This window comes from Dorea hominis, assembly GCF_014287705.1.
In the GTDB taxonomy this organism is placed as follows: Bacteria; Bacillota; Clostridia; order Lachnospirales; family Lachnospiraceae; genus Dorea_D; species Dorea_D hominis.
Genome location: NZ_JACOOY010000007.1, coordinates 120,745 through 135,820, shown reverse-complemented (window position 1 = coordinate 135,820; position 15,076 = coordinate 120,745). Strand labels below are relative to the sequence as shown.

The window sequence follows — 15,076 nt, the reverse complement described above, 5'->3', positions numbered from 1 at the left end:
AAATATACTTTACACGTTCCATACTCTTTCGTCAAGGAAAGGATACCGGCAAATGTCGAAACGCGCTGTTGCTTTTGTGTAAAATCGCCAAAAGCCCTTTCGTTTTTGTTGACTTCTTTATCAAAACATGTTAAAGTAACGGAGTGTAATCTTGGCTGACATCAGATTACACTGGATCTATTATTTTTCATTTTATGGAGGTATCATCATGAAAGGTACAGTAAAATGGTTTAACAACCAAAAAGGCTATGGTTTCATCTCTGATGAATCCGGCAAAGACGTTTTCGTACACTACTCAGGACTGAATATGGAAGGCTTCAAGTCTCTTGAAGAAGGACAGGAAGTTGAGTTTGATGTAACAGAAGGCGCCAAGGGACCTCAGGCAGTGAACGTAACGAAGCTCTAAGAGCCAGATTTAATCGAAATTTAGATGTACCTTTTAACTATATAAAGTAACTGGATTTTAGATATTTAAAAGTAATACACGAAAAATGAGATTAAGACAGCGAAGGCGGACAGTTTCTACTGTCCGCCTTTTTGTTGCCATAGCATCCGAAAGAATCTGCCAATGGCAGGTTCTGTAGGTTATATCATCATTTATTCTTCTTCACTTGCTGTAGATTTTGAAATATCAAGCAGCACATTTACTCCAAATGGATTGATCGCTACACCTTCCATCCCATCCGGGAGCTGCTTTGCTACCGTCTCTGCATCCATGATCAATGCTCTGTATTTCTGTTCCTTATCAAACTTTACAAATTCCATCAGATCTGTAAAGATTGGCTGATATACTTTTCCACTTGTTCTGCGAAGTGCCGGAATCTGATTGTCTTCCTGTACTGCAACCAGATATTTTCCTTCATAGAAATGCGCCATCATCTCTTCATTCAACGCATCCATCTCTTCTGTCATCTCTTCCGGATTTCGGCGAAGCTCCTGTACAAAATAAAGCGCTGTCAGGTGAAGTTCCGGATTCTCAATTCTCGGTTCATCCTCCGGAAGATCCTCTTCTGCTGTTCTTATAACCAGATCATTTAACTGTACCTGCACTTTCTCTTCACCGGTACAAACCAGAATACAGTTTACTCCCATCGGAAACAGACCTGTGAAAAATTCCAGTCTGTGTTCCTTCTTCACATTTACAAGTCTTACCGGAATTTTGGCATCCAACATTCTGTCTGCCTGTTTTTTTGCTTCTTCTTCACTGTCAAATAGGATCACTTCATCATCATAAGTCTCCGGATCACAGTAGACAAATGGCATATTCGTACAAGCCGAATATATGACATATATATCTTCTGCTTCTCTTAACATCTCCAGCACGTCCATCTTTTCCATTTTTTATTTCCTCTTCCTTTCTTCCGCCTCTTTTAAAACGATCTGACTTTCGGTCGATAGCGCATATCTGCCACTGTGTAAACCGTAACAAAAGCTTCCGGATCTTTGTGGATAATGTAATTCATTAGTTTCTGATACTCGTTTTTATCCACAATTGTAATGATTTCTCTGTATTTTTCCATATTATATGCACCGATTGCTTCATAGAATGTCGCACCACTGTGCAATTCATGCAGGATAAACTCCCGCACTTCCTGTTCATATTTTGTAATGATGCAAACACGACGTTTCACATTCTGTCCAAATATAAAATGATCCAGCACAATTCCGTTGAAGTATGTACCCAGTATACTCAAAACAACTGCTTTCTTATCATAAATCAGCGCTGAAGAAAGCGCTACACACATCCCGGAAATGGACATTGCCTTTCCCAGTTCAATATGCAGATACTTGTTCATCATCTTCGCTACGATATCCAATCCACCGGAAGATGCATTCATATTGAACAAAATGCCGAGTCCGATACTTACAACTAAAATATAACATAACACATCCAGTTCCGTACTTTCTGTCAGAGACTGAAAATCCGGAAAAATTTTCTCAAAGACTGCCAGATAAAGCGGCAGTAAAATACTGGTATATACTGTCTTCGCGCCAAATTCTTTCCCACAGGTCAGAAATCCGATCACCAGCAGAACTACATTCAGGATCATGGTAACACTCGATACCGGAAGCGACACATAATGTGCAAGAATGATTGCCAGCGCCGATACACTGCTGATTGATGTCTGGCTCGGAATCAGGAAAAAGTAAACAGCCGATGCAATGATCCCCACGGCAACCGACATAACTGCAACTTCTTTCACATTCTCAAACGTACAGCATATTTTCTTTTTTTCGTTCATACTCTTATCCCCACTTTTTTGAAAACTCCTCATCAAGCATACAAAAAAACAGAGAAGAAAGCAATCCTTTTACCGAAAATATTTTGTCAACCCATTGTCCTTAAAAAACACGACAACTTCTTTGTCATGAAGTCCGGTTCCTTTATCAACATAAATCTTATTTCCGTCTATGTTAATATTGATATCCAGATTCTGTCCAAAAGACTCTTCATAAATAACAGTTATTGACACCACATCCGAAGATTCTCCGTTCTTCCGGTAATTCTTCTCAAGCTTTCTCTGCTCGTTTTCAGAAACCGGTTTTAACTGTTTACATAAGCGGATGATCTCTTTCGTTTCATTTTCATCGTATTTTTCATTTAATTTTTCATCGGATGTTTTATAGAAAAAATGATCCAGCACCGCTCTGTCTTCCATGGCAGATGCCGTAAAATTACAATTTACAAAATATCCTGCAACAATCAAAGCCGTAAGGCATCCCCCTACAGCCAGCGCTGATACTGTTTTCTTAAAATCTGTTCTTTTAATAAGAAGCCGAATCGTTATCACCAGAGTCAGTACCAACACCGTGAAAGCAAGATTCATATAACTGACCGGCTGATTTGCCGAACTGACAAACGGATTTCCATATCTCAGCATAAAACGTCCAAAAGTATCCGATAACAGATAGGAACAACTATATACAACCAAAAATGTAAGCGTCAAAAAAGTAATCTGCTCTTTTTTATTCTCTCTTTCTCGTATCATACTTTCTCCTACAGTTTCCGGAATTCCGGAATATCACCGGATATCTTATACTGTTTTACATAGTTTGCAAATTTCTTATCTACATGATAAATTGTAATGTCATTTATCACAATATAACATTTTTGCGGATTTACATAAGCATCTGTAAATCTTGTCTTATTCCCCATAATAAGCCCGATTTCTATCTCATCCTCATAATTTCTTGTGATTCTCGGATCCTTTTTCAGACCTTTCTGTAAACTATCTTTCAAAGTTTGCGCTGATTTTCCCGAAAATTCCTCACTGATCATCTGGGAACTCTGAAATACAAATGTATTGATGCCTTTCAGCTCTCCACAATCACTGACTGCCTTTTTATTAATGCCATAAGTCAGACAGATCAGCATTGCGATCACAATAATATTTCCATAAAGAAAGTGTGTATATCTCTGCAACGTAAATATTTTCTTATCTCCTGTAAAATACGCAAAGGACCCCACCAGAAATAAACCAATCAGCATAGGTGTGATCCATCTTGCCATCCCTGTGGCAATCAGACTGTGTGGAAAAAAATCCGTATTCAGATTCGCCAGAGTCTCTTCTGCGTCTGCCGCATCTGTTCCAATCATAAACTGATAGATTGCTTCACTGATCTTGTATGGAAGCCCCAGTATTCCTTTTGTTATAAAAAATGTATCTTTCTCATAAAGGTGGCTGAATAATCCGATCAGAACTCCTGCTGTACAGAAAAGCGCTACTCGGTTCGATCCCTTTTTGCCACTTATTATCTGCTGCATCTTTTCTCCCTTCTTTATGTATCCATTTTACTGGATAAACATCGCATCTCCAAACGAAAAAAATCGATATCTCTCTTTCACTGCCTCTTCATATGCCGCAAGGACATGCTCTCTTCCGGCAAGTGCTGATACAAGCATTACCAGCGTAGACTCCGGCAAATGGAAATTCGTGATCAGGCAGTCTAAAACCTTGAACTTATATCCCGGATAGATAAAAATCTCTGTCCAGCCGCTACATGCTTTTAAATGCCCGTCTTCATCTGCCGCGGATTCGATCGTACGGCAACTTGTCGTTCCGACACAAATTACTCTTCCGCCGTTTTCTTTTGCATGATTGATCTTCTGTGCTGCTTCTTCTGTAATCTGGAAAAATTCCGAATGCATATGATGTTCTGTGATCTCATCTACCTTCACCGGTCGGAAAGTTCCAAGCCCGACATGCAATGTCACACTTGCGATATCCACGCCTTTCTTCTTAATCGCTTCCAGAAGCTCCGGTGTAAAATGCAGTCCTGCTGTCGGCGCTGCTGCCGAGCCGTTATGCTTCGCATAAACAGTCTGATAACGATTCTTATCCTCCAGTTGATGTGTGATGTAAGGAGGAAGCGGCATCTGGCCAAGCTGGTCAAGGATCTCTTCAAAAATCCCGTCATAAGTAAACCGGATCAGACGATTTCCCTCCTCTACAATATCTACAACTTCTCCGATCAAAAGTCCGTCACCGAAGCTGATCTTCGCTCCGACTTTTGCCTTTTTCCCCGGTTTTACAAGTGTCTCCCAGGTGTTGTCGCTTTTTCTTTTTAATAATAAAATCTCAATCTTTGCATTTGTTCCTACTTTGGAACCAATCAGCCTTGCCGGAATTACCTTCGTGTCATTGATAACCAGACAGTCTCCCTCATGCAGATAGTCAATAATCTCTTTAAATACATGATGGGAAACAGCCCCAGACTTCTTGTCAAGGACAAGCAGCCTGGAGCTGGAACGATCCTCAAGCGGATCCTGTGCAATCAATTCTTCCGGCAGATCATAATAAAAATCCTGTGTTTTCATTTTCTATATGAATCTCCTTTATTTTCTTTGCATATACAACTCTCGTATCACTGAGTCTGTCATGCAGTCCACATTTCTGCTGATCCAATCCTGCCAGCAGATAGCCAAATCCTAACGATACGTGGCACAGAAATCGTCCTATGGTCTCTCTGTACACAATATCGAACAGACCTAATCTTTCTTCTTTTGCACTTACAACCTTAAGATGGAATACGCGCTTTCCAAAAGTTGTTCCGGTTTCGTAAGTACATATAATAAAATATAACACCTGACAAATATAAAGTGCAACATCTTTTAAGGAATATTGAAACAAAACATTCGTATTCAATATGTTAATCTCAAGAAGCCCTAATACAAATGAAGCAAGCGCCAATACCAGACGGACTCCGATAAGTCCAAAAAAGATAATCATATGATCCAGCACATATGCAGCAAACCTTACCCAGAATCCTGCGTATTCCAGATTTTCACTATTGCAATCCCTCTGCATAATACATCAGTCCTCCGCTTTTACATTCTTCGGCAGTCTCTTTCAATACCTGTGCCTCTGACTTTGGAACCAGACTTCCTGCTTTCGCAAATAGTTCATCCAGCAGGCTCGTCTTACGCTCCGGCTCATAGAATTCATCCGTCTTAAGTTTGTCACTCATTTCATCCTGCATCTCATCATAACTGCTGATTTTATCGATCAGACCATTATTTTTTGCCTGCGTTGCTGTGTAAGTTCTTCCATCAGCCAGCTTTTTCACCTGTTCTTTGGATATTTTTCTTCCGTCAGCTACTTTGGATACAAACGCTTCGTAACACTCATCTACCTGTGACTGGTATATCTTCACCTGCTCTTTTGTCAGTCTGCTGGAATCTTTATTTTTACCGCTCGTAATACTCACATAGCGGATGCCCAGTTTCTTGTATAAGCCTGTCAGGTCATAACCGGACATAATAACTCCGATGGAACCGGTCACTGTATTCTTATTTGCATAGATTTTATCTGATGATACAGAAGCCATATAACCTCCCGAAGCAGCATAATGTGCCATATAAGTCCAGATTGGCTGTTTGGTTATCTTCTTGTATTCCATCAGTTTGTCATACAATTCTTCCGATTCGTAGACTGCTCCACCCGGCGAATCTACATAAAGCAAAATTCCTTTATTATTTTCGTCATCCATAAGTTCATCCAGATACTCCATTGTCGTATCATGCTGATAACCACTGTTCTGTCCGCTCAGAATATCTGTCGTGTCTGATGCCTGTTCCTGAATCGTTCCCTGCACTTTCACAACTGCAATGTAATCGTCATCCGGTGGATCAAAATTACTGCCACCTGCAAGGATCTCTTCTGCTGCATCCCCTATAATACTTTCTGCCGCTGTATTTACAAATACACTGATCACTCCGATCACAGCGAACAGAAGACCTGCTATAAGCAGGCCTATGATCTGTTTCTTTTTCATTTTGGAAATTACCTTTCCTTTCTGTGAATGAACTGTTTATTTACGAAGTTCGATTCCAAGCGCTTCCAGTCCTTCCAAAATCTTGTTCATAGCACTTGTAATCTCTGCCTCTTCCAGTGTCTTATCCTTTGCACGGAATACGATAGAATATGCTACGGACTTAAAGCCTTTCTTAATCTGTTCTCCTTCGTAAATATCAAACAGTGCATAGCTCTCCAAATAAGCGCCACCCTTCTTCTCGATGACTTCTTCTACCTGTCCGACAAGAATCTCTTTCGGCATTACCATACTAATATCTCTGGTAACTGCCGGGAATTTGGCAATTCCCGTATATTTTCTGTCAAAGGTTGCCTTCTTCACAATCTCCGGCATATCAATAACAGCAATGTAAGCTCTTGTTCCGATTCCGTAATTGTCTGCAACATCCGGATGTACTTCTCCTAAATATCCGACAACTGTTCCATCATAAATGATATTTGCCTGACGTCCCGGATGCAGATATGTCTTTCCGGCATTCGGATCGTAAGTTTCTTTTTTATGAAGTCCTACTTTTTCAAAGAACTCTTCTACAACACCTTTCATACTGAAGAAATCTCCGTCTCCATACATTCCAAGTGTAAACTGCATACGCTCTTCCGGCAGTTCTGTAAGTGGCAGAGCCTTTGGCAGATATACATTACCAAGCTCATATAATCTTACATTTTTATTTCTTCTGTTGTAGTTTGTTGCAAGAGAAGTCAGCATACCATTTAAGGATGTTGTTCTCATTACGCTGTAATCTTCTCCCAGCGGATTCACAATGTCAACTGTTTGGCGAAGCGGTGAATCCTCCGGCAACAGTAATTTATCAAATACCTTCGGGCTTTCAAATGAATAAGTCATTCCCTGGCTGAATCCACAGAACTCCGCGATATCACGCGCAATCTCTTCCACTCTCAGCTTGAATGATAATTTACCTGTTGTTGCCTCTCCTCTCGGAAGTGTTGTCGGGATATTATCATATCCATAGAATCTTGCAACTTCTTCTGCAAGGTCAGCCATGCGGAACAGGTCATGACGGAAAGTCGGAGCGATCACTTCTCTCTTCTCTTTGTCATATTCCAGATCAATCTTCTTGAAGTATCCGAGCATATCTTCTTCTGCGATCTCTGTTCCAAGCAGATTGTTGATTGCTTCCGAATCAAATGGCACACGTACCGGCTCTTTCTTCTTTCCATATACATCTACCATACCGCCGACAACTTCTCCGGCTCCCATCTCTTCAATGAGCTGGCATGCACGGTCGATTGCAGCCTGTGCATTGTTCGGATCCAGACCTTTTTCGAATTTACCGGAAGCATCTGTACGAAGTCCGACTCTCTTGCTTGATTTACGGATGTTTGTTCCGTCAAAACATGCTGCTTCAAAAAGCATTGTCTTTACATTGTCTGTGATCATGGAGTTCTCACCACCCATGATTCCGGCAATACCGATAGATTTCTCGCCGTCGCAAATCATCAGAACGTCTTCATCCATCTGTCTTTCCTGTCCATCCAGTGTTGTAAATTTCTCATCTGCTTCTGCAGTACGGACAATAATCTCATGATTGGCAATCGTGTCCAGATCATAAGCATGCATTGGCTGTCCGTATTCTTCCATTACATAGTTTGTAATATCTACGAGGTTATTGATCGGACGGATTCCTACGGAAGCCAGTCTTCTCTGCATCCATTCCGGTGACGGTGCAATCTTGATATTCTTTACAATTCTTGCACAGTATCTCGGGCAGAGGTCTGTATTTTTTACAGTAACTTTGATGTAATCATTGACATCTTCGTCATTTCCTGTTGTTGTTACAACCGGCGGGCAAAATTCTTTGTGGAAAGTTGCTGCCGCCTCTCTTGCAATACCAACAACACTGTAGCAGTCTACACGGTTTGATGTGATCTCATATTCAAATACAACATCGTGCAGTCCCAGTACTTCAATGGCATCTGCTCCGACTTCTGTATCTTCCGGGAAAATATAGATTCCGTATTCCGGTGCATCCGGATACATGTCACGGTTTGATCCCAGCTCTTCGATCGAGCACATCATACCGTTACTCTCTACTCCACGTAATTTTCCTTTTTTGATCTTGATTCCACCGGCAACTCTCTGTCCCGGCTCATGTCCGCCTGCAACACGTCCGCCGTCCAGAACAACCGGTACTTTGTCACCTTCTTTTACATTCGGTGCACCCGTTACGATCTGAATGGATTCTGTTCCGATATTTACCTGACAGATAATCAGCTTGTCAGCATCCGGATGCTTCTCGATCTTATCAATCTGTCCGACTACGATCTTGTCCAGATCTGCATCCATCTTTTCAAATCCTTCTACTTTTGTTCCGGTCAGTGTCATTGCATCGGTATATTCCTGTGCTGTCACGTCAAGATCCGGAACATATGCTTTTATCCATGATAATGATGTATTCATCTTATTACTCCTTTCGCGTCCTTCATCTATCGTTTAAAACTGTTTTAAAAATCGGATATCATTTTCATATAACAGTCTCATGTCATCAATTTCGTATTTTAACAGTGCAATACGTTCCAGACCTACACCAAATGCAAATCCTGTATATTCATCCGGATCAATTCCACACATTTCCAGTACATGTGGATGTACCATACCACAGCCAAGAATCTCAATCCATCCGGATCCTTTACAGAAACGGCATCCTTTTCCGCCGCATTTGAAGCAGGTAACATCAACTTCTGCACTTGGCTCTGTAAATGGAAAATGATGCGGACGGAATTTCGTCTTTGTCTCTGGTCCGAATAACTCTTTTGCAAATACTTCCAGTGTACCTTTCAGGTCTGCGAAAGAAATGTTTTTGTCAATAACAAGTCCTTCGATCTGATGGAAAGAAGGAGAATGTGTTGCATCTACTTCGTCAGAACGGAATACACGTCCCGGTGCGATCATACGGATTGGGAGTTTTCCCTGTTCCATTACTCGTGCCTGTACCGGCGATGTCTGGGTACGAAGTACGATATCTTTATTAATATAGAACGTATCCTGCTCATCTTTTGCCGGATGATCTGCCGGAATATTCAGTTTTTCAAAGTTGTACAGATCGTATTCTACTTCCGGTCCTTCTACAACTTCATATCCCATACCAACGAAAATTCTCTCTACTTCTTCCAGTGCAATCGTGTTCGGATGTCTGTGTCCGACCATATTCTTCTTGGACGGCAGTGTTACATCGATTACTTCCTGTTTCATCTTCTCTTCACGGATCGCACGCTCCATTTTGCTCTTGCTTTCCTCTAATATCTTCTCAATTGCTTCTCTTGTCTCATTGACCATCTGACCAACCTTCGGTCTGTCTTCTTTGGCAACATCTTTCATACTCTTTAATACGGCTGTCAGCTCTCCCTTTTTACCAAGGAATTTTACGCGGACATCATTCAGTTTTTCAGGCATATCTGCCTGTTCGATTGCTTTTAATGCTTCTTCTCTGATGGCTTTAAGCTTCTCCTGCATCTCTTTTCTCCCTTTCTTCATCAATATATCTGTCCATATTCAGACACCTGCAGAACCTGCCGACGGCAACTTCATCCAGATGCTGTGGCAATAAAAAAAGAACTTCATCCCCTAGGGACGAGGTTCTACCCGTGGTACCACCCTGATTCCTGCAGCATATTACTTGCGGCAGGCACTTATCTTCTGCGTAACGTGCAGGTTACGTTTTCTCTTACTTACAGATTATCTCCGTTTCAAAGAAACAGCTTACGTGGGAAATTCAATCCTTATCTGAACCGAAGAAGACTTCCAGCCTGCGATCTTCTCTCTCTGTCGGAAAATAATTCTCTACTTACACGGTCATTGCTTTTTCCAAAAATAGATTGAGTTCTAATACTTCATTATTGTATCATACAGCCCGGAGATGTCAAGTTCTATTCTCCAAAAATCTCATCTGATACCATCACATTCACTACACCGCCAAGTAGAATCGTATACATACAGAAATACATCCAAAGCATGATCAACACGATTGTTGTCAGACTTCCGTACATATCCGAAAATCCCTGAAATACATCTACATACACAGAAAAAATCCAGGATATGATCATCCAGCCAATTGCTGCAAATACCGCACCCGGAATCTGTCTTTTTAATTTTGTCCTGCGGTTTGGCAGAAACTTATAGATCAAAAGGAAGAATATCATCAATGTGATAGGCGTAATGATCGTACGCGTTTTAATCAGCCAGTCAGCAATCTGTTTCATGATCGTTACATGATTTGTGATAAATATATTTATTGTATTACCAAACACAGACAACAGCAGCAGGAATATGATCACGATCAAGAACATCACTGTATAGATCGTTGCCCGCAGACGGAGATAAAAATAGTTACGTGTCTCATGGCATTTGTAAATGCAGTTCAGTCCGGAAGACATCGCAAGTACACCTTTTCCTGCTGACCAGAGCGCTACAACTACCGTGATCGGGATGATGCTCATTGACTGGTTGTAAACCTGATTCACGATCGATGTGATCAGTGTCTCCACAGATGACGGGAACACCTGGATCACTGCCGCCATAACATCTGCTTTCGTCACTGGTGTATAACGCACCAGTGTCAGAAGAAGCAGAATGATCGGAATCAGACACAGCATAAAAAAGTATGCCGACTGTGCAGCATACGCACCTACATGATCATGGGATATGTCTGTTGTTATCTGTATTATTTTTGAACTGATTTCTTTTATTTTCTTCATAGTTCTCTCCTGACATTCGCACCCCATTTTAACTGATTTCATGCGCTTTGTCTACGATTATCTGTCTTTTATCGTACCGGCAGACATTTTCTTAGATGTTTTTCTTCATATTATTAATTTTCTACCGTAATGTCAGAATAAAACAGTTTCAATATTTCTTTGTAAGTTTTCCCCTGTTTTGCCATTTCATTGGCTCCTGTCTGGCTCATTCCGATTCCATGTCCGAATCCGCCTCCCCGGATGTGGATCTGGCTCTTTTTTTTCGTAATTGTAATAAACGCACTTGGAAGCAATGTTCGAAACTTCACTTTACTTCCGTCCTGTTTCCGGATATCATAATCTCCCGCAAGCGCTGACCGGATTTTATTCTCTGTTTTTATAGTCAGATTTCCTTTGTCTCCCTTTACTTTAAGTTCCAGCGCTACTTTTCCCGGACCTCTTTTTGAAATATATATCTTGCGGATACTTCCGACATCTTTTCCGGTATTTTTACAAAGAATCGTTGACAATCTTGCTGCCGTTACGTCCACTGTCCACCGGTACCATGGAAGATTTTTCTCATAATCCCCATTTTTTCCACTGACTCTGACGGATTTCAGATAGCCGGTAGCTGCTGATGAAGTGCTTCCCCACGCTGCAGTTGTCGTCGTTCTTCCGGAAGATGTCGAATAATAGTATGTTGTTGCAATTTTCCCTTTATACTTTGCAGTTTCTCCGGCTGTCTGCCTGACCGCTTTCACAGCAGAATCCGCCTGCTTTGAATTGCCATATACCTGATAATCTGTACTGTCATTGACATGCGCCCGGTATTTCGGATAAGCATAGTTCTCCATCTGCCGGTAAGCATAGCTTCTCGCGCAGACAGCCTGCGCTTTTAATGCTTCCAGTTTATATGACACCGGCATCTCGCTCGGAACAACCGCACAGAGATAATCTTCTACCGTAAGTTCATTGATCAGTGCGATCTTCTTTCCGGCAGACTTAAGTTCCAGTGTCCCGCTGTAAGACGGCGTTCCATAACCTCTTCGTATGCTCTTAACCTGTACCGTACCTTTTCTTGCACGAATTTTTATTGTATGTTTTTTCAGTCGCCGATTTGAAGCTTTTATCGTCACAGTTTTTCCGGCAGGTACGGAAACTTTTTTCGCTCCTATTCTTAATATCAAGCCTTCTTTTCCCGAAACTTTCACTTCCGTATGAAACGCCCGGGTATATCCTGTTGTCATCAGGAGAACACGGATCTTTGGATTCTTTTTCGCTATTTTCGTATTATCCGTCTGTTTTTTTGACACATCTATTTCATATGTATTGTTGTATGTCTGTTTCTGCCTGTCACTTTCACGTACTTGTCTTCTCCTCGCTACTTCCGGCAGTTTTCCACTGAGTAACACAATAAAAAAAGCGGCAATGAGAATACAGCCACACAAACGAATACTCTTTTGATGTTTTCTATTTTTCTGACATTTCAACTGAATCCCTCCATATACATTCGTAACATTCGTAAAGCCACACGTTTCTTGTACTTTTCGCTGCATTAACAGCTCTTTTTTGTTCACATATGGATAAAAAGAAGATGCCGCATCGGATTATCGCTAATCGTTCTGCGGCATCTGCCTTATCTTCTGTATTCCCCAAAATGCCGGTTTCTGTATTTTGACTCCTAGCCATCCGCTAGGTGGGTGTCCGCATCTGCTTTTCTGCCTTCCCCTGCATAAATGAGGGCTTGACATATTACAGAGATAATAAGAGTCCCGTTTAAAGTATTGTAGGTTCAAAATAACAGAAGTTATCGAACATTTCAGGTTTCCAACTGAGATTATTATACTCCAATAATCTCTATTTTACAACTGTTTTCTTATAACTGTGGTCCGGCAGATACAAGTGCCTTACCATCTTCGTTACCTTCATATTTAGCAAAGTTCTTAACAAATCTTCCTGCGAGGTCTTTTGCCTTTGTCTCCCACTCTGTTGCATCGACATAAGTATCTCTTGGATCAAGGATTCCTGTATCAACGCCCGGGAGCTCTGTCGGAACTTCGAAGTTGAAGTATGGAATTGTCTTTGTCGGTGCATTCTTAATATCTCCGCTTAAGATTGCATCAATGATTCCACGAGTATCTTTGATAGAGATACGTTTTCCTGTTCCATTCCATCCTGTATTAACAAGATATGCTTTTGCTCCGTTAGCTTTCATCTTTTTAACTAATTCGTGAGCATATTTTGTCGGATGTAACTCCAGGAATGCCTGTCCGAAACAAGCTGAGAATGTCGGTGTAGGCTCTGTGATTCCACGCTCTGTTCCTGCAAGTTTTGCTGTAAATCCTGACAGGAAGTAATATTCTGTCTGCTCCGGAGTTAATACAGATACCGGAGGAAGTACTCCAAATGCATCTGCTGACAGGAAGATTACATTCTTAGCTGCCGGTGCTGCTGATATCGGACGTACGATCTTCTCAATGTGATCGATTGGATAAGATACACGCGTATTCTCTGTCACGCTCTTATCTGCGAAATCAATCTTACCATCTTTGTCCAGTGTAACATTTTCAAGAAGTGCGTTACGTTTGATTGCATTATAAATATCCGGCTCAGACTCTTTATCCAGGTTGATAACTTTTGCGTAACATCCACCTTCAAAGTTAAATACTCCATTATCATCCCATCCGTGCTCGTCATCACCGATCAGAAGTCTCTTCGGATCAGTAGAAAGCGTTGTCTTACCTGTTCCGGAAAGTCCGAAGAAGATTGCTGTATTCTCTCCGTTCATATCTGTATTTGCTGAGCAGTGCATAGATGCAATACCTTTTAATGGCAGATAGTAGTTCATCATAGAGAACATACCTTTCTTCATCTCTCCACCATACCATGTATTGATGATTACCTGCTCACGGCTTGTGATGTTGAATACTACTGCTGTCTCAGAATTCAGTCCTAATTCTTTGTAGTTCTCAACTTTTGCTTTTGACGCATTGTAAACAACGAAGTCCGGCTCAAAATCCTTCAGTTCTTCTTCTGTTGGTTTGATAAACATATTTGTTACAAAGTGTGCCTGCCATGCAACTTCTACGATAAAGCGGATTGCCATACGTGTATCTTTGTTTGCACCGCAGAATGCATCTACAACATAAAGTTTCTTGTCGGAAAGTTCTTTCTGTGCAATCTCTTTTACAGCTTTCCATGTCTCTTCTGATGCCGGGTGGTTATCATTTTTATACTCATCAGAGGTCCACCATACCGTATCTTTGGAATTTTCATCCATTACGATATATTTATCTTTTGGCGAACGACCGGTATAGATACCTGTCATTACATTCACTGCTCCGAGTTCGCTCTCCTGTCCTTTTTCATAACCTTCAAGTTCAGGTTTTGTTTCTTCTTCAAATAACATCTCATAAGAAGGATTATAAACAATCTCTGTAGTTCCTGTAATTCCATACTTGCTTAAATCGATTTTTGCCATTTTACATTAACCTCTTTTCTTCATTATTTACATTGTCCTGTCTGTGCACGACAACATTTGCTCCTATTATCTCATTTATTCCAAAAAAAGTCAAGACTTTAACAATCTTTTTTCGAAAGTTTTAGACATTTTTTATGCATTTATCTTCCTTTTTTCGTTAAATCCTTGTCTATGGTATTTAAAAAATGCAAGATTGCATACGCAATCTTGCATTTCCTTATGCTTTAAAATATTTATTATTGATTTTTTTAATCATTACAGCGTAAATCACAAGCGCAACGATCGTAATGGTCATGAAAACATAAAATACCGTCTTCGCTTCTCCGATATAAGTGTTATACAGATCGGAAGCACCATATAAAGTTGCTGCAATACCAAGTATTAAAAGTGGCGGCAATGCCTCCTTACAGTATCCATCCAGATCTTTGCACTTTTTAATATTCACGTTTTTCGGAAGTAAGATCGTCCGGTTGATCTCATGTTTGAATCTCAGCATGTAACATCCATACAGGCAATACAATCCGAGTCCCAGACCTATTACTCCAAATACACCTTCCATTCTTCGTTATCCTCCGTATCTTCTGTATTT

At 40.9% G+C, this 15,076-nt stretch carries 14 protein-coding genes, 1 other RNA gene and 1 other annotated feature; of the genes, 1 reads left to right on the top strand and 14 read right to left on the bottom strand.

What is annotated here, in order from left to right; genetic code table 11:
- Positions 1–208: 208 nt before the first annotated feature.
- Positions 209–406 (top strand): cold-shock protein, encoded by a 198-nt coding sequence (locus H8S07_RS07265; protein WP_021861260.1) that lies wholly within the window; start codon positions 209–211, stop codon positions 404–406.
- 191 nt (positions 407–597) lie between these two features.
- On the opposite strand, the gene H8S07_RS07260 is transcribed toward H8S07_RS07265, so the two are convergent.
- The 14 genes from H8S07_RS07260 to H8S07_RS07195 form a co-directional block, all read right to left on the bottom strand.
- A complete protein-coding gene (locus H8S07_RS07260; RefSeq protein WP_021861259.1) occupies positions 598–1,338 on the bottom strand; it encodes an SseB family protein in 741 nt (246 codons plus the stop codon).
- A gap of 32 nt (positions 1,339–1,370) precedes the next feature.
- Positions 1,371–2,186 (bottom strand): YitT family protein, encoded by an 816-nt coding sequence (locus tag H8S07_RS07255; protein ID WP_442873168.1) that lies wholly within the window; start codon positions 2,184–2,186, stop codon positions 1,371–1,373.
- A 126-nt stretch (positions 2,187–2,312) separates the two neighbouring features.
- Entirely contained in the window at positions 2,313–2,990 is a 678-nt protein-coding gene (locus H8S07_RS07250; protein WP_021861257.1) for a hypothetical protein, read from the bottom strand.
- Positions 2,991–2,998: 8 nt separating this feature from the next.
- A complete protein-coding gene (locus H8S07_RS07245) occupies positions 2,999–3,766 on the bottom strand; it encodes a hypothetical protein (RefSeq protein WP_117538270.1) in 768 nt (255 codons plus the stop codon).
- Between the two features lie 27 nt (positions 3,767–3,793).
- Positions 3,794–4,819: a tRNA preQ1(34) S-adenosylmethionine ribosyltransferase-isomerase QueA gene (gene queA / locus H8S07_RS07240; protein WP_021861255.1), complete on the bottom strand. Its 1,026-nt coding sequence runs from the start codon at positions 4,817–4,819 to the stop codon at positions 3,794–3,796.
- Entirely contained in the window at positions 4,794–5,309 is a 516-nt protein-coding gene (locus H8S07_RS07235; RefSeq protein WP_021861254.1) for an RDD family protein, read from the bottom strand. Before H8S07_RS07235 ends, queA begins: the two co-directional genes overlap by 26 nt.
- Positions 5,290–6,276 (bottom strand): signal peptide peptidase SppA, encoded by a 987-nt coding sequence (gene sppA / locus H8S07_RS07230; protein WP_021861253.1) that lies wholly within the window; start codon positions 6,274–6,276, stop codon positions 5,290–5,292. Before sppA ends, H8S07_RS07235 begins: the two co-directional genes overlap by 20 nt.
- Before the next feature lie 36 nt (positions 6,277–6,312).
- A complete protein-coding gene (pheT, locus tag H8S07_RS07225; protein WP_021861252.1) occupies positions 6,313–8,733 on the bottom strand; it encodes a phenylalanine--tRNA ligase subunit beta in 2,421 nt (806 codons plus the stop codon).
- 33 nt (positions 8,734–8,766) lie between these two features.
- Positions 8,767–9,786: a phenylalanine--tRNA ligase subunit alpha gene (gene pheS, locus H8S07_RS07220; protein WP_021861251.1), complete on the bottom strand. Its 1,020-nt coding sequence runs from the start codon at positions 9,784–9,786 to the stop codon at positions 8,767–8,769.
- Positions 9,787–9,896: 110 nt separating this feature from the next.
- Positions 9,897–10,138 (bottom strand) — a binding site (T-box leader).
- 61 nt (positions 10,139–10,199) lie between these two features.
- Positions 10,200–11,027 (bottom strand): YihY/virulence factor BrkB family protein, encoded by an 828-nt coding sequence (locus H8S07_RS07215; protein WP_021861250.1) that lies wholly within the window; start codon positions 11,025–11,027, stop codon positions 10,200–10,202.
- A 113-nt stretch (positions 11,028–11,140) separates the two neighbouring features.
- Complete coding sequence (locus H8S07_RS07210) at positions 11,141–12,496, bottom strand: SpoIID/LytB domain-containing protein (RefSeq protein ID WP_242992985.1); 1,356 nt, start codon at positions 12,494–12,496, stop codon at positions 11,141–11,143.
- 155 nt (positions 12,497–12,651) lie between these two features.
- Positions 12,652–12,835, bottom strand: a non-coding RNA gene (ssrS, locus tag H8S07_RS07205) — 6S RNA.
- Between the two features lie 47 nt (positions 12,836–12,882).
- The gene (gene pckA, locus H8S07_RS07200) at positions 12,883–14,487 is read right to left on the bottom strand and encodes a phosphoenolpyruvate carboxykinase (ATP) (RefSeq protein ID WP_021861248.1); all 1,605 of its coding nucleotides are present in this window, start codon (positions 14,485–14,487) and stop codon (positions 12,883–12,885) included.
- 217 nt (positions 14,488–14,704) lie between these two features.
- Positions 14,705–15,046 carry a hypothetical protein gene (locus H8S07_RS07195; RefSeq protein ID WP_021861247.1) on the bottom strand — a complete coding sequence of 114 codons (342 nt, stop codon included), beginning with the start codon at positions 15,044–15,046 and terminating at the stop codon, positions 14,705–14,707.
- Positions 15,047–15,076 lie beyond the last annotated feature (30 nt).